This window comes from Streptomyces hokutonensis (genome assembly GCF_042751305.1).
In the GTDB taxonomy this organism is placed as follows: Bacteria; Actinomycetota; Actinomycetes; order Streptomycetales; family Streptomycetaceae; genus Streptomyces; species Streptomyces hokutonensis_A.
Map to the genome: position 1 here is coordinate 87,501 of NZ_JBHYWD010000002.1, position 16,900 is coordinate 104,400.

General features: G+C 69.9%; 16 protein-coding genes. 8 read left to right on the plus strand and 8 right to left on the minus strand.

The genetic code is table 11. From position 1 onward, the window contains the following. Window positions 1-12 precede the first annotated feature (12 nt). Together ACFXC1_RS06495 and ACFXC1_RS06500 are read right to left on the minus strand one after the other, a co-directional pair. Window positions 13-894 (minus strand): GNAT family N-acetyltransferase, encoded by an 882-nt coding sequence (locus ACFXC1_RS06495; protein WP_381239666.1) that lies wholly within the window; start codon window positions 892-894, stop codon window positions 13-15. A 99-nt stretch (window positions 895-993) separates the two neighbouring features. Next, window positions 994-1,257, minus strand: coding sequence for a GlsB/YeaQ/YmgE family stress response membrane protein (locus ACFXC1_RS06500; RefSeq protein WP_262060379.1), 264 nt, complete (start codon window positions 1,255-1,257; stop codon window positions 994-996). 229 nt (window positions 1,258-1,486) lie between these two features. On the opposite strand from ACFXC1_RS06500, the gene ACFXC1_RS06505 reads away from it, so the two are divergent. Then, complete coding sequence (locus tag ACFXC1_RS06505) at window positions 1,487-2,917, plus strand: hydrolase (protein WP_381239669.1); 1,431 nt, start codon at window positions 1,487-1,489, stop codon at window positions 2,915-2,917. Window positions 2,918-2,968: 51 nt separating this feature from the next. Here the strand turns inward: ACFXC1_RS06505 and ACFXC1_RS06510 are convergent, their stop codons facing one another. Together ACFXC1_RS06510 and ACFXC1_RS06515 are read right to left on the minus strand one after the other, a co-directional pair. Then, window positions 2,969-5,689: a glycoside hydrolase family 2 protein gene (locus ACFXC1_RS06510; RefSeq protein WP_381239672.1), complete on the minus strand. Its 2,721-nt coding sequence runs from the start codon at window positions 5,687-5,689 to the stop codon at window positions 2,969-2,971. Window positions 5,690-5,825: 136 nt separating this feature from the next. Beyond that, complete coding sequence (locus tag ACFXC1_RS06515; protein WP_381241105.1) at window positions 5,826-7,010, minus strand: ROK family transcriptional regulator; 1,185 nt, start codon at window positions 7,008-7,010, stop codon at window positions 5,826-5,828. 142 nt (window positions 7,011-7,152) lie between these two features. Between ACFXC1_RS06515 and ACFXC1_RS06520 the strand changes: the two genes are divergently transcribed. The 3 genes from ACFXC1_RS06520 (at window position 7,153) to ACFXC1_RS06530 (ending at window position 10,476) form a co-directional block, all read left to right on the plus strand. Continuing rightward, window positions 7,153-8,607: an APC family permease gene (locus ACFXC1_RS06520; RefSeq protein WP_381239675.1), complete on the plus strand. Its 1,455-nt coding sequence runs from the start codon at window positions 7,153-7,155 to the stop codon at window positions 8,605-8,607. Between the two features lie 243 nt (window positions 8,608-8,850). Further along, window positions 8,851-9,612, plus strand: coding sequence for a phosphotransferase (locus ACFXC1_RS06525; RefSeq protein WP_381239678.1), 762 nt, complete (start codon window positions 8,851-8,853; stop codon window positions 9,610-9,612). Between the two features lie 93 nt (window positions 9,613-9,705). After that, the gene (locus ACFXC1_RS06530) at window positions 9,706-10,476 is read left to right on the plus strand and encodes an ArsR/SmtB family transcription factor (RefSeq protein WP_381239681.1); all 771 of its coding nucleotides are present in this window, start codon (window positions 9,706-9,708) and stop codon (window positions 10,474-10,476) included. A 29-nt stretch (window positions 10,477-10,505) separates the two neighbouring features. Here the strand turns inward: ACFXC1_RS06530 and ACFXC1_RS06535 are convergent, their stop codons facing one another. Then, window positions 10,506-10,946: an SPW repeat protein gene (locus ACFXC1_RS06535; RefSeq protein WP_381239684.1), complete on the minus strand. Its 441-nt coding sequence runs from the start codon at window positions 10,944-10,946 to the stop codon at window positions 10,506-10,508. A 90-nt stretch (window positions 10,947-11,036) separates the two neighbouring features. After that, window positions 11,037-11,624, minus strand: a complete 588-nt coding sequence (locus ACFXC1_RS06540) for a sigma-70 family RNA polymerase sigma factor (RefSeq protein ID WP_381239686.1) — start codon at window positions 11,622-11,624, stop codon at window positions 11,037-11,039. A gap of 158 nt (window positions 11,625-11,782) precedes the next feature. Here ACFXC1_RS06540 and ACFXC1_RS06545 point away from each other — a divergent pair, with 158 nt between their 5' ends. Further along, window positions 11,783-12,766: a MerR family transcriptional regulator gene (locus ACFXC1_RS06545; protein ID WP_381239689.1), complete on the plus strand. Its 984-nt coding sequence runs from the start codon at window positions 11,783-11,785 to the stop codon at window positions 12,764-12,766. Here ACFXC1_RS06545 and ACFXC1_RS06550 read toward each other — a convergent pair. Next, the gene (locus ACFXC1_RS06550) at window positions 12,755-14,128 is read right to left on the minus strand and encodes a cryptochrome/photolyase family protein (protein WP_381239692.1); all 1,374 of its coding nucleotides are present in this window, start codon (window positions 14,126-14,128) and stop codon (window positions 12,755-12,757) included. The genes ACFXC1_RS06545 and ACFXC1_RS06550 overlap by 12 nt on opposite strands. Before the next feature lie 179 nt (window positions 14,129-14,307). On the opposite strand from ACFXC1_RS06550, the gene ACFXC1_RS06555 reads away from it, so the two are divergent. Beyond that, entirely contained in the window at window positions 14,308-14,496 is a 189-nt protein-coding gene (locus tag ACFXC1_RS06555; protein ID WP_381239694.1) for a hypothetical protein, read from the plus strand. 18 nt (window positions 14,497-14,514) lie between these two features. Here the strand turns inward: ACFXC1_RS06555 and ACFXC1_RS06560 are convergent, their stop codons facing one another. After that, window positions 14,515-15,426, minus strand: coding sequence for a LysR family transcriptional regulator (locus ACFXC1_RS06560; RefSeq protein WP_381239697.1), 912 nt, complete (start codon window positions 15,424-15,426; stop codon window positions 14,515-14,517). Window positions 15,427-15,569: 143 nt separating this feature from the next. Here ACFXC1_RS06560 and ACFXC1_RS06565 point away from each other — a divergent pair, with 143 nt between their 5' ends. Further along, window positions 15,570-15,647, plus strand: coding sequence for a putative leader peptide (locus tag ACFXC1_RS06565; RefSeq protein ID WP_351520955.1), 78 nt, complete (start codon window positions 15,570-15,572; stop codon window positions 15,645-15,647). 117 nt (window positions 15,648-15,764) lie between these two features. Then, window positions 15,765-16,886 carry a dimethylsulfone monooxygenase SfnG gene (gene sfnG, locus ACFXC1_RS06570; RefSeq protein WP_381239699.1) on the plus strand — a complete coding sequence of 374 codons (1,122 nt, stop codon included), beginning with the start codon at window positions 15,765-15,767 and terminating at the stop codon, window positions 16,884-16,886. Window positions 16,887-16,900 lie beyond the last annotated feature (14 nt).

Consider the following 16,900-nt stretch of genomic DNA (forward strand, 5'->3'; position numbering starts at 1 on the left):
TGAGGGCGATGCCTACAGGTCGAGCTGGTACTCCACCGCTCGATGCGTCGGCACATAGCCGAGGGCGTCGTTCACCGCCCGCATCGGCGCGTTGCCGTCCGCCGTGTCCGTGAGCAACCCGGCGAGCAGCGGGTGGAGTTGGCGCGCCCGCTGGATCGAGGCGGCCTTCATCCAGTGGGCGAGACCGCGGCCACGATGGGCGGGCAGCACGGCCGTACCGTAATGCTGTGCGTCGCCGCGCCCGTCGCCCGGCACGACCAGTTCGGAGAAACCGACGACGCGTCCGTCGGTGGTGTCCACGGCGGCGACGGTGTGCAGGAGCTCCCCGCGGCGCGCGACCGCTTCGGCCGCCGCGACCAGTCGTTCCACGTCCCATGCGACGGTGCCGTAGTCGGTGTCCTGCATCGGCATGTCGTCCATCGCGCTGCGCGACTCGGCGTAGGAGCGGGCGAGTTCGGCCGGAACAGTGCCGCTCCACTCCGTCAACTCGTAGCCGGGGTGCGGGCGTTGGGCATGGGAGCCGATCGCCGTGAGATCCGCGTCGGCCAGCGAGAGGCGGGCGTACGTCAGGGTCAGTACCGGACGGAAGCCGCGGGCCGGCAGGAACTCGTCGGCGGGTGAACCCTGTTGGGCCTGGGTGAGGAGCGAGCGCCGTCCCTCCGTGCGGGCGGCGGCTGTCGCGGCCTCCAACAGCCGGGTGCCGATGCCCTGTCGGCGTTCGACGGCGTGGACCGAGAGCTCCAGTTCACCGAGATGCGCCTGCCCCTCCTTGAGGAACAGGCGCAGCGAAGCCGACCCGACGGGCACGCCGTCGCCGTCCTGGGCGAGCCAGACAAGACGACGGCTCGACGGGTCGGAGTCCGGATCGACGAGCGGGATGACGCGTGGTGACAAGGGTTCTCCGGAAGGGATACGCGAAGCGGGACCGGGCGGCGGGCTCGGAGTAGCTTGCCGCCGCCCGGTCTCACCCGCAACGCAATTCCCGTCCCCCGCTCAGCGGCGCACCCGTGTCCGGTCCAGCGCGGCGATGCCGACAGCCGCCAGGCCGATCTGGATGAGCCACTCGATCCAGTCGATGCCCTTCGTGTCGGCGACCCCCAGGCCCGAAGCGATCGCCGCGCCGAGCAGCGCGGCCACGATGCCGACCACGATCGTCAGCAGAACGCCGACGTGCTGGCGGCCGGGGACGACGAGCCGTCCCAGCACGCCAATGATGATGCCGATGATGATGGCACTGATGATGCCCGAGATCTCCATCTCCGCCCCTCTTTGTCGTTGTCCTCGCTCTCACCTTGTGCCCGCTGCGGGCTGAGCCACTCCGCCGAGTTCTGTCGGCTGTTATTGCCACGACTTTCTGTTCACGACCCCTTCATGCCATGTACCTTTCAATCGTTCAACGCGTGTAGAAGTCCCCAACTACCTTTCTACGCGCGCAGATCAGGCGCCCGCACCGCACCTTTCCCATCCCCTCACGGAGGTTCGCCGGATGCTTGGATCCAGAAGATCCCGCCGCAGACTCACCACCGCCCTGGCCGGCCTGGGACTTTTCGTCACGGGGGCGGCCCTCCAGGTCACCACCACGGCCACGCCCGCGCACGCGGCCACCACGCACCGCATCCTGTTCGACGACGGCCACGCCGAGGAGGCGGGCAACGCGGACTGGATCATCTCCACCAGCAAGCCCGACCCGCTGGCCCAGGACTCCTCCCCGTCCTCGGAGACGGACTGGACCGGGGCACTGTCGTCGTGGGGCGTAGCCCTTCAGAAGACCGGCAGTTACAGCCTGAAGACCGCCACCAGCGCGCTCACGTACGGCGGTTCGTCGACGACCGACCTGTCGAACTTCGACACGCTGGTCCTGCCCGAGCCGAACACGCTGTTCACGACGGCCGAGAAGACCGCGATCATGACGTTCGTCCAGAACGGCGGCGGCCTGTTCATGATCTCCGACCACACCGGCGCCGACCGCAACAGCGACGGCTACGACGCGGTCGAGATCCTCAACGACCTGATGACGAACAACAGTGTCGACTCGACCGACCCGTTCGGCTTCTCCATCGACACCCTCGACATCAGCTCCGGCTATCCCGCCGCGATCAGCGACAGCAGCAACGCGGTCCTGAACGGCGCCTTCGGCACGGTCACCAAGAGCCTGATCGCCGACGGCACGACGGCCACGCTCAAGCCCGCCGACAACGCGAACGTCAAGGGCCTTGTGTACCGCAGCGGTTACTCCGGCAACACCGGCGCGTTCTTCGCCACCAGCACCTTCGGCAGCGGTCGCGTCGCCTTCTGGGGCGACAGCTCACCGATCGACGACGGCACCGGTCAGTCCGGCAACACGCTCTACGACGGCTGGAACGACACCGGCGCCACCAACGCCGCCCTCGCCCTCAACGCCACCGCGTGGCTGGCCGGCGACGGCAGCACCGGCGGCGGTGGCGGCGGTGGCGGTGGCGGTACCTGCACCGCCGCCCAGTTGCTCGGCAACCCGGGCTTCGAGTCCGGCAACACCACCTGGACCGCGAGCAGCGGTGTCATCACCAACTCCAGCAGCGAGGCCGCCCGTACCGGCTCCTACAAGGCCTGGCTCGACGGCTACGGATCGGCCCACACCGACACCCTGTCCCAGTCGGTGACCATCCCGTCCGGCTGCTCCGCCACCCTCAGCTTCTATCTGCACGTCGACACCGCGGAGACCACCACCAGCACCGCCTACGACAAACTGACGGTCACCGCCGGATCCACCACCCTGGCCACGTACTCGAACCTGAACGCGGCCTCCGGATACGTCCTGAAGTCCTTCGACGTCTCCTCCCTGGCCGGCACCACCGCCACCATCAAGTTCAGCGGCGTCGAAGGGTCCACCCTCCAGACGTCCTTCGTCATCGACGACACCGCGCTCAACGTCAGCTGACGACGACCGGTGGGGCCCCGCGGCGGCCGGGCCCCACCGGTTCTCAGCTGTTCACGCCGCCGGTACGGTCCGCTCCGGCGTGTTCCAGCCGGAGACCCGTACCCGTGGCGCCGACCCGTGCAGATCCGCCGTCCGGTAGGTCACCGTCAGCGTCCTCGACTCCCCGGGCCACAGGCTCACCTCGTTGTCGGACCACGTCACCGGCAGCACCGGATCGCCCGCCGAGTCCACGAGATGGACGTCGGTGAGGAGTGAAGGTGTCTTCCCCTTCCCGGAGTTGCGCACCGTGACCGTCGTGGTCGAGGTGCCGTCCGTGCCCGCAGAGGTCGACGCCGTCGCCGAAACCGGCACCTGGGCCATCGAGTTGAGCCCCTTGAGATCGGCGTAGCTCGTCGTCGGCGTGTAGTACCAGTCGGTGTGCGCCCAGTCGAGTGTGTCGGGTTCGGCGGAGAGCCAGTACACGTTCCGGCTCACCTCCTTGCCGGACGCGTCGGTCAGCGTCAGCCGCACCAGGTACGTCGTCGACAGCCCGGCCACAGACGAGGGAAGGGTGAGCGCGGTGCTGTGCGCGCCGCCGCCGGAGACCGTCACCCCGGCCACCTGCTTGTCGTACCTCTGCGTGCCGTCGGTGTCGAACAGCGTTGCCCGCGCGGTGAGTTGCGAGGCGGACGCGTTCCGGTTGTTCACCACGACGACGGAGCGGTCGTCGTACGAGTACTGGATGTGCAGCGGTTCGTTCGCCTTCTTCGCGCCGAAGTAGGCGCCGCCCTGGTCGAGGTAACGGTCCATCAACTGCCAGTGCAGAGAGGTCCAGCCGCTGTTGAACATCCAGTAGACGACTCCGGTCGCCGGCTTCGAGGCGTCGGTGGCGTTGCGCTCGTAGGCCTCGAACTGGGCGCGTACGTTCTCGTACTGGGCGAGCTGGGCCTTGCGGACGTAGTCGGTGAGGCTCGTCGGTGGGCCGTAGCGGCCGGTGAGGGCGTTGTCGTAGAGCTTGAGGGTGTTGAAGACCGGTGACGGGGAGCGGTGGTACTGCTTGGCGCCCGGGTCCTCCCAGAGGGTGGCCAGTTCGGCCGGGGTCATCATGCGGCGCAGGGTGTCGAGGGTGGGGATGTCGGGGCCCGCGCTGGTCTCGGAGTTGAAGCCGGTGGCGCCGCCCTCGCGCTTGGCGTACCAGTAGTCCGGCGGGATCCAGTCGTACGGGCCGGTCATCTTCATGCCCGAACTGCCGCTGACCGGCGAGGAGTTGTCGGAGGCGGCGGCGACCACCGGGGTCTGCCAGTCGGCCGCCTTCAGCGCGTCGAGGTAGGTCTTCTCGATCTTCGCGTCGGGGGCGAAGTCGCTGCCGATGAGGAAGGAGATCACGCTCGGGTGGTCGCGCAGCCGGGCGGCCTCGGCGGCCATCGACGCCTGGGCGACCGGATAGTCGGCGGCGGTCCACTTGTCACCGGTCTCGTCCCCGTTGACCTGGCCCTCCCACTTGTCGCAGCACTCCCAGCCGGGGAGGGTCAGGATGCCGTAGCGGTCGGCCAGGTCGAAGAACTCGTCCGGCTCGATGTGCCCTTCCAGACGGATGGTGTTCAGGCCCAGGTCGAGGGCGTACTTCAGGCGGTCCTCGACGTAGGTCCGGTCCCAGCGCAGGAACTCGTCCGGCGACCAGCCGCCGCCCTTGATCAGCAAATTGCGGCCGTTGACCCGGTACTGGCGGGCGCCGTCGGAGTTCAGCGGGGCCTGGACGTCGCGGATGCCGAAGGTCTGTTGCGCGGTGTCGGAGGGGGTGCCGTTCACGGAGGCGGTGAGGTCGAGGCCGTAGAGCGGCTGGCCGCCCATGCCGGCCGGCCACCACACCTTCGGCGAGTTCAGGTGGACGGCGAAGGTGACGGTCTTCGTCTCGTGTGCGGCGAGGGAGACGGTCGTGGTGAAGGTCCGGCTGTCGATGCTGCCGCTGACCTGAGTGGTGACCGGTGTGTTCGAGTCGTTGCGGGCCTGCGCCTTGACCGTCAGGTCGGCGGTGGCGAGCGACGGGACGGCCAGCTTGGTCACCACATGTGCGTCGCGCAGGGCGACCGGGCCGCCGCGGCGGACGAGGACGTCACGGACGATGCCCATGTTCTGGTCGGGCGGCGGCTGGAGCCAGTCGATCCAGCCCATGGTGAGGTTCTTGTTCGGGTCGTTCGGCCGGATGCGGAAGGCGACCGTGTTCGTGCCGGAGCGGACGAGCGAGGTGACGTCCAACTCGTGTTGTGTGTAGGCGCCGTCGACGTCGGCGGCCTTGGCGATCTGCTTGCCGTTGACGTAGACGTCGGCCGCCGAGATCACCCCGCTGAAGTCGAGGTAGGTGCGCTCGGTGCGGTCCGCGACCGTGAAGTCGCTGCGGTACCACCACGGGACCTGGAAGTCGGCCTTCGGGATCTTCTGCTGGTTGGTGGAGTGGAAGGGGTCGGCGTACACGCCGTCGGCGATCAGGGCCGCGAGGACCGTCGAGCGCGCACCGGCCGGGTACCAGCCGGTCGCCCGATAGCCGGGGGTGGAGACGGCCGCGGGGGAGTCGGTGACCTTGGCGGACGACTGGATCGCGTAGCCGGACAGCGGGGTGGCGGTCCCGGCCGTCGGGCGTACGGCGGTCACCGGGACCTGTGCGCGCCGCTGCGGGGACGGCTCCCGGGCTCCCGCCCAGGCGCTGGTGGTGAGGGTGCCCAGCAGACCGAGGGCGATCGCGGCCGTGGCGAGACGGCCCCTGAGGAGGGGGTGGACGGCGGGGCGGTGGAACACGGGGACTCCAGCCTCGTCAAGTTAGGAAACTTTACTAACTGCGACAGAAGGTAGGCCGGAGGATGGGGTGTGTCAATCACCGTTGGGCGTGGGTGAGTTGTTCAGGACGCCGGGCAGCGCGGGTGCGTGACGGTGTTCAGGACGCCGAGTGGCGCTCGAAGACGAGGTCCCGGGCCGTGCCCAGGGCGGTGGCCACCGCGCCCAGCAGTACCGCGTCCTCGCCCAGCGCGCTCGGCACGATCTTCGGCCGCAGCGGGGTGAGGGCGCGCAGGTTCTCCCGCACCGGACGGAGCAGCAGATCCACGCTGTGCCCGACCCCGCCGCCCAGCACGACCAGGTCCGGGTCGAGCACGGCAGCGGCGGCGGCCACCGTGTGCGCGATCCGCTCGCCCTCCAGCTCAACCGCCTTGACCGCGGCGGGATTTCCCTGCCGGGCCGCGTCGAAAACCGCCTTCGCGGTGAGCTGCTGCCCGCTCATGCCGAACATCCGGGCCGCCTCGACGACGGCCACCCCGGACACGGCATCCTCCAGAGTCTCCGGCTTCTGCCGTCCCGGCCACGGCAGGAACCCGATCTCCCCGGCCCCGCCGTGCGCGCCCGTGAACAGCCGCCCCTCGCTGACCACACCCATGCCGAGCCCGGTGCCGATCATGATGTACGCGAACAGCCGGCTGCCCGCGCCGACGCCGTACGTGTACTCGCCCAGCGCCGCGAGATTGGCGTCGTTGTGCACCTCCAGCGGGACACCCAGGTCCTCGCGCATCCGGTCGAACAGCCCCGCCCGGCCCCACCCCGGCAGATGCATCGCGTACCGCACCCGCCGCCGCTGCTCGTCGTACACACCCGGCGTGCCCACCACGGCGTGCACCACCGCGGCCGGTGCGACCTCGGAGTTCGCGACGACCTGGTGCGCGGTGGCGACCACCAGCTCGGCCATCGCGCCCGAACTGCGGGCCCGGTTGCGGACGTCCGCCCGGGCCACCACCTCGCCGTCCAGATTGGCCACCGCGACCCGCAGCCAGCTGCGCCCGACGTCGATCCCGAGCGCGTAGCCGGCGGCCGGATCGGGGGCGTAGAGCACGGCGGTCCGGCCGCGCTCGGGTGCCCGGGTGCCGACCTCGTGGACCAGTCCCGCCTCCGACAGGGCCGCGAGCGCGCTGGAGACCGTCGGCTTCGACAGGCCTGTCTCGCGGGCGAGTTGGGCGCGCGAGGCGGCACCGGCGGTGCGCAGCCGGTCGAGCAGCAGCCGCTCGTTGACGCTCCGCAGCCGCTGCCGGCTCCAGGGCTGTTCCTGCTGCTCTACGGCGTCGCCGGCGGGCATCGCACCATTCTCATTCATCGGGGACACCCTCTTGACGAGTCTAGTAAGGCTCCTTAACTTTATCGCCCAGTCAGCCACCGGATACCGGCCCGCACGCCGCACCCCCGCTTCCCCCGAGTCACGCACCCCCTCAGGAGCCCCCATGTCCGGTAGTCCGCCCCCAGAAGGCGGCTTCGTCCGCCGCGTCGGCCTCTTCCAGGCCACCGCCATCAACATGAGCCAGATGTGCGGCATCGGGCCGTTCGTGACCATCCCGTTGATGGTCGCCGCGTTCGGCGGCCCGCAGGCGGTGATCGGCTTCGTCGCGGGCGCGGTCCTCGCACTCGCCGACGGGCTCGTCTGGGCCGAGCTGGGCGCCGCGATGCCCGGTTCCGGCGGCAGTTACGTCTATCTCCGCCAGGCCTTCCAGTACCGCACGGGCCGGCTGATGCCGTTTCTGTTCGTGTGGACGGCGATGCTCTTCATCCCGCTGATCATGTCGACCGGAGTGGTCGGCTTCGTGCAGTATCTCGGCTATCTGGCACCGGACTTGGGCAAGACGTCGGGTGACCTCATCGGCCTCGGAGTGATCGCGCTGGTGATCCTGCTCCTCTGGCGGGGCATCGAGAACATCGCCCGCATCACCGCCGTGATGTGGACGGTGATGATCGCAGCGGTGTTCATGGTGATCCTGGCCGCCGCCACCCACTTCAGCGGCCACCTCGCCTTCACCTACCCCGCGCACGCCTTCGACCTGGGCAGCAACCACTTCTGGCTCGGCTTCGCGGGCGGCCTCACCATCGGCATCTACGACTACCTCGGCTACAACACCACCGCCTACATGGGCGCGGAGATCAAGGACCCGGGCCGCACCCTGCCGCGCTCCATCCTCTTCTCGATCGTCGGCATCATGGCGATCTACCTCATGCTCCAGATCGGCACGCTGGGCGTCATCGACTGGCACCGGATGACGCACGCGAACGACATCGCCTCGTCCTCCGTGGCCTCGGCGGTCCTGGAGAAGACCTGGGGCAAGGGCGCCGCCGACACGGTCACCGTCCTGATCCTGATCACGGCCTTCGCCTCGGTCTTCACCGGCCTCCTGGGCGGCTCCCGGGTGCCCTACGACGCGGCCCGCGAACGCGTTTTCTTCCGCCCCTACGCCAAGCTCCACCCCAAACACCGCTTCCCGATGCTCGGCCTGGCCACCATGGGCGTGTTCACGGCGATCGGCTTCCTCATCGGCCGCCACACCGACCTGGCGACCCTGATCCAGCTCCTCACCACGGTCATGGTCATCGTCCAGGCGCTGGCCCAGATCATCGCGCTCACGGTCCTGCGTAAACGCCAGCCGACCCTCCGCCGCCCCTACCGCATGTGGCTCTACCCCGTGCCGAGCATCGTCGCCTTCGTCGGTTGGTGCGTCATCTACGGCTACGCCGACAAGAACTCCCCGGGCCGCCACCCCATCGAGTGGTCCCTCGCCTGGCTCGCCCTCGGCTGCGTCGCGTTCGTCGTCTGGGCCCGCTACGAGAAGGTGTGGCCGTTCGGCCCGAAGGAGATCACGGAGGAATACCTCACGGAGACAGTGCCGGATCCCGAACCCGCAGGCGCCTAAGGGCAGTTGCCCCACTCCGTACCCGCGACGTCCACGACGGAGCGCCCGTCGGTCACCGCCCCGCACGGTGTCCACGGGCGCCCGCTCGTCCAACAGGCGTGTCCTGCGGGCACTGGTCAACTCGTGCGCCAACTCCCTGCCGATCTCGCGCCTGTTGAACCGCTCCGATTCCCGACCCCGGCGCGTCCCCCGATGAGCAGTGCCTCCGCATGATCCATACGGCCGGCGTCCCAAGCGATACTCGTGCGGTCGAACGGATTCGGGGAGGCAGGCCAGGTGGAGGAGTCGGTGCTCGGCGGAGGTGCGGTCAACGAGGTCGTACGGGTCGGGGAGACCGTACGCCGTACGTCCTCCGAACGGTCGCGGTACGTCGCCGAGTTGCTCGCCCTGTTCGAGCGGCGCGGGTGGGCAGGGGCGCCGCGCTTCCTCGGTACCGACGAGCGAGGGCGGGAGGCGTTCCAGTACATCGAAGGCCGGGCGGCCGTCAGTCCTGAGGAACGGTCGGCAGCCCGCAGCGACGACAGCCTGGTAGGCATCGCGCGCCTCGTCCGCGCCTTCCACGACCTGACGCACGGCACACCGGAGGCCGGTGACCAGGACGTCGTGTGCCACAACGATCTGGCCCCCAAGAACACCGTCTACGACACCGCGTGGCACCCGCTGGCCTTCGTCGACTGGGATCTCGCCGCCCCCGGTGAGCGCGTCCACGACGTCGCCCACGTCTGCTGGCAGTACCTGGACCTCGGCCCGGCCGTCACCGACGTCCGCGAGACCGCCCGCCGGATCGCGTTGATCTGCGAGGCGTACGGCCTCGACGACACCGGCCGGCTTCTCGACACCGTCCTGTGGTGGCAGGACCGCTGTCGGCGAGGCATCGAGGCCGGTGCCGGGCGCGGCGAGCGGGGCATGGCAGGACTGCTGGCGAGCGGCGTCGTGGAAGAGATCCGGGCCGCACACGACTGGGTGTCCGCGCACCGCCGTGAGCTGGGCGCTTTCCTGGGCTGAGACGCACACGTCCCAAGCCGTCGCAACGCCCGCCTTGACATGCAGGTAATTGCCTGCATGACTTTGGGTGTGCGATCCAAACACGGCCCAGGTATGGACGCGGTCTTCAAGGCGCTGGCCGACGAGACCCGACGGCGGCTGCTGGACCGGCTGCACGAGCACAACGGGCAGACGCTCGGTGAGCTGTGCGGGCGTATCGACATGACCCGCCAGTCGGTGACCCAGCATCTGGCCGTCCTGGAGGCCGCCAACCTGGTCAGCACGGTGCGGCGCGGGCGGGAGAAGCTGCACTACCTGAATCCGGTCCCGCTGCACGAGATGCAGCGGCGCTGGATCGACAAGTTCGAGCGCCCGCGCCTGCGCGCGCTCGGAGACCTGAAGCGACGAGCCGAGGAAGCCATGACCGACAAGCCGACATTCGTCTACGTCACCTACATCGCGAGCACTCCCGAGAAGGTCTGGGACGCCCTCACCGACGCCGACCTGACCGCCGCCTACTGGGGGCACGGCAATGTGTCGGACTGGCGGCAGGGTTCGCGTTGGGAGCATGTGCGCACCGACGGTTCCGGCATCGCCGACGTCGTCGGGACCGTGGTCGAGAGCGACCGCCCGAACCGGCTGGTGACCACGTGGACCTCGCCGGAGAACGAGGGCACGGAGGACACGTACTCCCGCGTCACCTACGACATCCGGCGGCACGAGGACATCGTGCGCCTCACCGTCACCCACGAGGACCTCGCCGACGAGGGCGAGCTGTCCGACGTGTCCGGCGGCTGGCCGGCGGTGCTGTCCAACCTGAAGTCGGTCCTCGAAACCGGCAGCCCCCTCCCGCAGTCGCCGTGGCTGGTGCCCGGCGACCACTGAAGGGGGCGTGGGTTCCTCCTCCGAACGCTCTATGGTTTGGGGGTGCTCCGCGCCGCCGTCGCGGCACACACGATGCCCAGGAGTACGGCCAGTCCGCCGACGATGACGTTGTTCAGGATGACGCCCTTGTCGGGGTTGTCGCCGACGATCCACGGCGAGACGATCATCCAGACACCCAGGGCGCTCATCGCCCAGCTGAGGCCGTACATGCGTTCCGGTGCCCTGGTGAATCCGAGGGCCAGCAGGCCGATCGCGATGCCGATGATCAGGTTGTGCGGCACGAGCGCCGGCTGGCTCGTCGTGTAGTGGAGTATCCACGGGGATACGGCGCAGTACAGACCGAGCAGGAACACCGGTCCGTCCACGAGCGCCACATCGCGTCCACCGAGCATGCGGGCGTAACGCGCCTGCATTTCGGAGACATCAGGGTGGCTTGTTATGTCACCTCTGGTGTGCGAGACGTTGGCCATGACTCGTCTCCTTCGACTTGGCTGGCCTGACCGCGTCTGGTGCGGTGTGCGGTAAGAGCCGCTTCACTCCATTCTGCTCTTATAAATCCTTTATGTGTAGTGCTCGGCCTGTTCGTCGTGCCGGAGGCTGCGGCGCAGCTGGTGGAGCCCGCGCCGGGCATGACTCTTCACCGTGCCCAGTGGCCAGCCGGTGCGCCGCGCGATCTGGGTCTGGGTGAGGTCCTCGTAGTACGTGAGCCGCAGCACCCGCCGCTGGGGCGCGGGCAGCCGGGCCAGTTCCCGCAGGACGAGAACCCGGTCGAGGGCGGCATCGGGGCGGTGGGCGGCGGGATCGGCGTGGGTCAGGGCTGCCCCGGCGGCGGCCACGAGGTGCAGCCGGCGGATCCTGGCGGACAGCGCGTCGGCGATCCTGCGCCTGGCGATGCCGACGATCCAGCCGCCGATCGTGCCGTGCTCGGGACGGAAACCCCGCCGCCCGTGCCACACCCCGAGAAACACCTGCTGGGTCACGTCCTCGGCCTCCACCGCGTCCCCCAGCGCGCGCCGGGCCAGCGAGCGCACCAGCGCCGACCAGCGGTCATACACGGCGGTCAGGCACTCCTCGTCACCGGACACCAGCCCCTTGGCCAGTTCCTCGTCGGTGCGCGCCTGCCGGACTGCGCTGTGCTGCGGGCCCATGACACCGGCTCCTCACATCGGACGACGGCCGCCCAGGACGCGGACTCGGCGCCAGGGCGGCGGGGCATGTCTGCCGGCGCATGCCCCGTTTCGTCCATCCTCGGAGCCGCAGATCAGGCTCATCAACTCGCGTCGATTCTGCGTCGTACAGTCACCGGATGAGCGAGTTGCCCGCCGACCATGACGCGCAGATCCGGTCCGCCGCCGAACTCCCCCTGACCACCGGCGCGTTGGCCCGCCGACTGGGCGTGGCGCCCACCACGCTGAGGTCCTGGGAGCAGCGCTACGGCATCGGGCCCGCCGTCCGTGTCGAGGGGCGGCACCGGCGCTGGACCCCACGTGATGTGGCGCTGCTGGAGGAGATGTGCAGGCTGACCTCGTCGGGCGTGCCCCCGGCCGAGGCGGCCCACGCGGCCAGGCAGGCGGCCGATGTGCACGCGGAGCGCCCGGCTCGGGCCCCCGGCCGTTCGCGGGCGGCCGGCACCCTGCCGCTCGGCGATGTGCGCCAGGAGTGCCGGGGCCTCGCCCGCGCCGCCGTCCGGCTCGACTCACCGGCCGTCGAACGCCAACTCGCCGACGCCGTAGACCGGTACGGCGTGGTCGTCGCCTGGCAGGAGGTGATGGTGCCGACCCTGCACGCGATCGGGCGCAAGTGGGCCTCGTCCGGGGACCGTTACGTCGAGGTGGAGCATCTGCTGTCCTGGCAGGTCTCCACCGCCCTGCGCCGGCGCACCCCGCCGCCAGGACGCCAGACGGACGCCCCGCCCGTCGTCCTGGCCTGCGTACCCGGCGAACAGCACACCCTGCCGATCGAGGCGCTCAACGCCGCACTGGGCGAACTCGCCCTGCCCACAAGGATGTTCGGCGCCGCCGTACCCGCCGAGGCACTCACCGCGGCAGTCCGGAGGCTGGGACCGGTGGCCGTCGTCCTGTGGGCACAGGCGCGCTCCACGGCGAGCCCGCCGCCGGCCCGGCACCTCGCCGACCTCAGCTGGGGAGTCCGGGGCGCCCGGCGACAGCCCTCGGTGGTGCTGGCCGGACCCGGCTGGTCCGGCACTACGGCGCGGGGCGCGGTACGCCCGGCGACACTCACCGATGCCGTGGACCTTCTGTCGGGGGCATACAGGGCCTCACTCACCTGACCGTCCTCGCCGGAACCGCGCCAGCCCGTCGCCGAGTTCGACGATCGGATCCGGATAGTCGCCGAGCGCGACCCGCTCAAGTCCCTTGAGTTTCCACGGCTCGTGCACCAACGGCCCCTCCAGTCCGGCGAGTTCGGGCACCCAGCGGCGGACGTACACGCCCTCCGGGTCGTGCCGCTTGGCCTGAGTGACCGGATTGAGTACGCGGTTGGGACGTGAATCGGTGCCCGTGCCCGCCATCCACTGCCAGTTGAGCTGGTTGTTCGCCACATCGCCGTCGACCAGCAGATCGAGGAAGTGCCGGGCGCCGATCCGCCAGTCGACGTAGAGCGTCTTGGTGAGGAAGCTCGCCGTCAGCAGCCGTCCCCGGTTGTGCATCCAGCCCTCGTGGCGCAGCTGGCGCATCGCCGCGTCGATCAGCGGATAGCCGGTACGGCCCTCCTTCCAGGCCGCGATGTCCGCACGGGCCGTGGTCTCGGACCGCCAACGGTCGTGCTTCGTACGGTAGTCGGCGCTCGCGGACGCGGGCCTGGCAGCCAGGACCTGCCGGTGGAAGTCCCGCCACGCGAGCTGCCGTACGAACGCCTCGGCGCCCGGGCCGTCCAACCGCCGTGCCCGGTGGACGAGTTCGACGGGGGAGAGGGTGCCGAAGTGTAGATGCGGGGAGAGGTGGGAGGTGGCGTCCGCGGCCAGGTCGTCGTGGATGTCCTCGTACGCGGCGATCCCACTGCGCAGCCACCGGCTCAACTCCCTGCGGCCCTCCGTCTCCCCGCCGGTCGCCAGGCCCGGCGAAAGGCCCGCGATGCCGGCGCGGGAGGGCAGCTCCTCGGAACCGACACCCTCCGGGACCCGCACGGTGCGCGGCGCCGCGAGCGGGGCGCGCAGGTGGACCCCGGACCACTGCCGGAAGTACGGCGTGAAGACCGCGAAGTGGTCCGAAGAGGCGGGGGTCACCGCGCCGGGGGCGACGGCCGTGGTCACCGTGTCGTGGACGTGCAGCCGCCGCCCCTCCGCCTCCAGTGCCCGCCGCAGCCGCTGCTCGCGCCGCTGCGCGTAGCCGCTGACGTCGGCCGCCATGTGCACCTCGTCCGCGTCGGTCTCGGCGGCCACCTTGCACACCTCGCCGACGACGTCACCGGAGCGGACCACCAGCCGGCCGCCCCGCTCGCGCAGTCCCGTGTCGAGATCGCGCAGACAGTCGGCGAGGAACGCGAGCCGGTTGGGCGGGGCGAACCCGGCGTCTGCCACACCCCGGTCGCGCACGAACAGCGGCACCAGCCGGCGGGCCCCGCCGGCGGCCCGCAGTGCGGGGTGGTCGTGCAGACGCAGGTCCGAGGTGAACAGGACGACCGAGACGTTCATGGTGCGCGCTCCGGGAGACGGGAAAAGGCTGCCGTCAGGTGCTTCCGGCCGGGCACCCCCGACGGATGCGGCTGTCACCCGACCGGCGTACGTCCCTCGGCGACGCCGTGACGTGCATGTCCACGACGATCGGGGGCAGACGCATGGTTACGACGGTCCCCGTGGGGAGTCGAAGTCTGATGCTGGAGGTGTCTGCGGACATGGTCGCCAAGGTGTTGGAGCGGTTTCCGGCGGGAGCCCCGCGCGGATCATGGCCCGCCGAGGAGTTCGCGGCCCGGCGCCGCGCCGAGGGTCTGCCCGCCAGTGTCGTCATGGACCTGAAGTCCGACGCGTTCCTCGTGGTGATCCCGGCGGGCGACGAGGACTGACCACAGGACCCACCGGCCTCAGCCCTGTGTTCCGCCCAACTCGCGCGCCCGGCGCACGAACGCCTCGTACAGATCCCCGGCCGCCTGCGGCACGGACTCCGCGCGGCGGCGGCGCAGCATCAGCAGTACCCGGGCGGTGTCGCCGGCGATCGGCCGGTAGGTGATGGCGCCGAGCCGCTCCAGCGGGTCCCCGATCACGCTGAAGTCGGGCAGGACCGTCACCCCCAGGCCCTCCGCGACCATGAGCTTGCCCATCTCGGCGCCATCGGTCGAGTAGGCGAAAGCCGGTCCCCGCCCGTTGAGCAGCCGGTGGACATAGCGGTGCATCACATAACCGGAGCGCATACCGATCAGCGGCTCGGTGAGTAGGTCCTCCACAGTGACGGTCGGCCGGGCCGCCAGCGCGCTGTCGGGACGGACGCACACCACCGGCAGCCCGGACAGCAGCTCGGTGGACTCGAAGTCGGCGGGCATGTCGTCACCGTCGAGGTGATTGACCAGCCCGAGATCGAAACCGCCCTCCGCCAGCGCCCGATGGATGTCCGTCTGCTGCGCGCCGACCACCTCGACCTGGGTGAGCGGATGCGAGGCGCGGAACTCCCGGACGACGGGCAGCAGCAGCGGCACGGTCGCCGCGTTCACCGTGCCCACCCGCACCATGCGACTGATCCGGTGCCGCTCGCCCGCCGCCGCCCGCAGCCGGTCCACCGCGTCCAGCACGTCGACGATCTTCGGCAGCAGTTCCCGGCCCGCCGCGCTCATCGTCGCGCCGGTCCTTTTGCGCTCCAGGAGATCGACCCCGAGTTCGCGCTCGAGATTCCGCACTGTCTCGCTCAACGCGGGCTGCGACAGGCGCAGTTCGTCGGCTGCCCGGCGCAGCGAGCCGAGCCGGGTCACGGCCGCGATGTATTCCAGCTGTTCGGTCCGCATGCCCGCAGAATGCGGCCGATTTCCCGGCCCGTTCAAGGGTTTCCCTGTCACACCTTCGTGAAATTCAATGGTCCGCGATACGAGACCGGTCGGGTTTTCCTTGACGGTCCTCGCGGACGGCTGCCACGATCGACGGCATGAAGATGCGACTGGACCTCACGCGGCGACGCCACGTCGACCTCGCGCGCGTCTCCAGCGCCTCCTGTTGCACCGCGGCCTGATCCCCCTCTTCTCCTTCCCGATCCGCCGCCCTTTTCCGCCCCCGCCCGACATCCGCCGGATATCGCTCCGGCCGGATTCGGCGTGCCCGGAAATAAATTCCGCAACAGGAGTTCGCCATGCCCGCAGAGCCCGTGAAATTCGCCTACTGGGTCCCCAACGTCAGCGGGGGACTCGTCACCAGCAAGATCGAGCAACGCACCGACTGGGGCTACGAGTACAACCGCGAACTCGCCGTCCTCGCCGAGAACAACGGCTTCGAGTACGCGCTCAGCCAGGTCCGCTACATGGCCAGCTACGGCGCCGAGTTCCAGCACGAGTCGACCAGCTTCAGCCTCGCCCTCCTCCTCGCCACCCAGCGCCTGAAGGTGATCGCAGCCGTTCACCCCGGCCTCTGGCACCCGGGCGTCCTCGCCAAACTCGGCGCCACCGCCGACCACTTGTCCAACGGCCGCTTCGCGGTCAACGTCGTCTCCGGCTGGTTCAAGGGCGAGTTCACCGCGCTCGGCGAACCCTGGCTGGAGCACGACGAGCGCTACCGCCGCTCAGAGGAGTTCATCCAGGCCCTGCGCCAGATCTGGACCGAGGACCACACCGAACTCGCCGGAGACTTCTACCGGTTGCGCGACTTCTCCCTCAAGCCAAAGCCCCTCAACACACCCGAACGACCGCACCCCGAGATCTTCCAGGGCGGCAACTCCACCGCCGCCCGCGCCATGGCCGGCCGGGTCTCCGACTGGTACTTCTCCAACGGCAAGGACTTCGACGGCGTCACCGAGCAGATCGCCGACGTACGCCACTCGGCGGCCCAAGTCGGCCGCACCGCACCGAAGTTCGGCCTCAACGGCTTCCTCATCGCCCGGGACACCGAGGCCGAGGCCCGCGACACGCTCCGCGAGATCGTCGCCAAGGCCGACCGCGAGGCAGTCGAGGGCTTCGGGGCCGCGGTGAAACAGGCCGGGCAGTCCTCCGCCGACGGCAAGGGCATGTGGCAGGACTCCACGTTCGAGGACCTGGTGCAGTACAACGACGGCTTCCGTACGGGGCTCATCGGCACGCCGGAGCAGATCGCCGAACGGATCGTCGCCTACCGGAAGCTGGGCGTCGACCTTCTCCTGCTGGGCTTCCTGCACTACCACGAGGAGGTGGAGTACTTCGGCAAGCGGGTGCTGCCGCTGGTGCGTGAACTGGAAGCCCAACTCCCGGACGCGGAGCCCGAGTCCGTCTCCGTGCACGCCTGACCGTCCCCGCAGCA

Bases quoted from the DNA above. Each gene is read 5' to 3' on its own strand.
- sfnG (WP_381239699.1), top strand. From the start codon at position 15,765: ATGCCCGCAGAGCCCGTGAAATTCGCCTACTGGGTCCCCAACGTCAGC.
- ACFXC1_RS06565 (WP_351520955.1), top strand. From the start codon at position 15,570: ATGCGACTGGACCTCACGCGGCGACGCCACGTCGACCTCGCGCGCGTC.
- ACFXC1_RS06500 (WP_262060379.1), bottom strand. From the start codon at position 1,257: ATGGAGATCTCGGGCATCATCAGTGCCATCATCATCGGCATCATCATT.
- ACFXC1_RS06520 (WP_381239675.1), top strand. From the start codon at position 7,153: ATGTCCGGTAGTCCGCCCCCAGAAGGCGGCTTCGTCCGCCGCGTCGGC.
- ACFXC1_RS06530 (WP_381239681.1), top strand. From the start codon at position 9,706: ATGGACGCGGTCTTCAAGGCGCTGGCCGACGAGACCCGACGGCGGCTG.
- ACFXC1_RS06535 (WP_381239684.1), bottom strand. From the start codon at position 10,946: ATGGCCAACGTCTCGCACACCAGAGGTGACATAACAAGCCACCCTGAT.
- ACFXC1_RS06540 (WP_381239686.1), bottom strand. From the start codon at position 11,624: ATGGGCCCGCAGCACAGCGCAGTCCGGCAGGCGCGCACCGACGAGGAA.
- ACFXC1_RS06550 (WP_381239692.1), bottom strand. From the start codon at position 14,128: ATGAACGTCTCGGTCGTCCTGTTCACCTCGGACCTGCGTCTGCACGAC.
- ACFXC1_RS06555 (WP_381239694.1), top strand. From the start codon at position 14,308: ATGCTGGAGGTGTCTGCGGACATGGTCGCCAAGGTGTTGGAGCGGTTT.
- ACFXC1_RS06560 (WP_381239697.1), bottom strand. From the start codon at position 15,426: ATGCGGACCGAACAGCTGGAATACATCGCGGCCGTGACCCGGCTCGGC.
- ACFXC1_RS06515 (WP_381241105.1), bottom strand. From the start codon at position 7,010: ATGCCCGCCGGCGACGCCGTAGAGCAGCAGGAACAGCCCTGGAGCCGG.
- ACFXC1_RS06545 (WP_381239689.1), top strand. From the start codon at position 11,783: ATGAGCGAGTTGCCCGCCGACCATGACGCGCAGATCCGGTCCGCCGCC.
- ACFXC1_RS06505 (WP_381239669.1), top strand. From the start codon at position 1,487: ATGCTTGGATCCAGAAGATCCCGCCGCAGACTCACCACCGCCCTGGCC.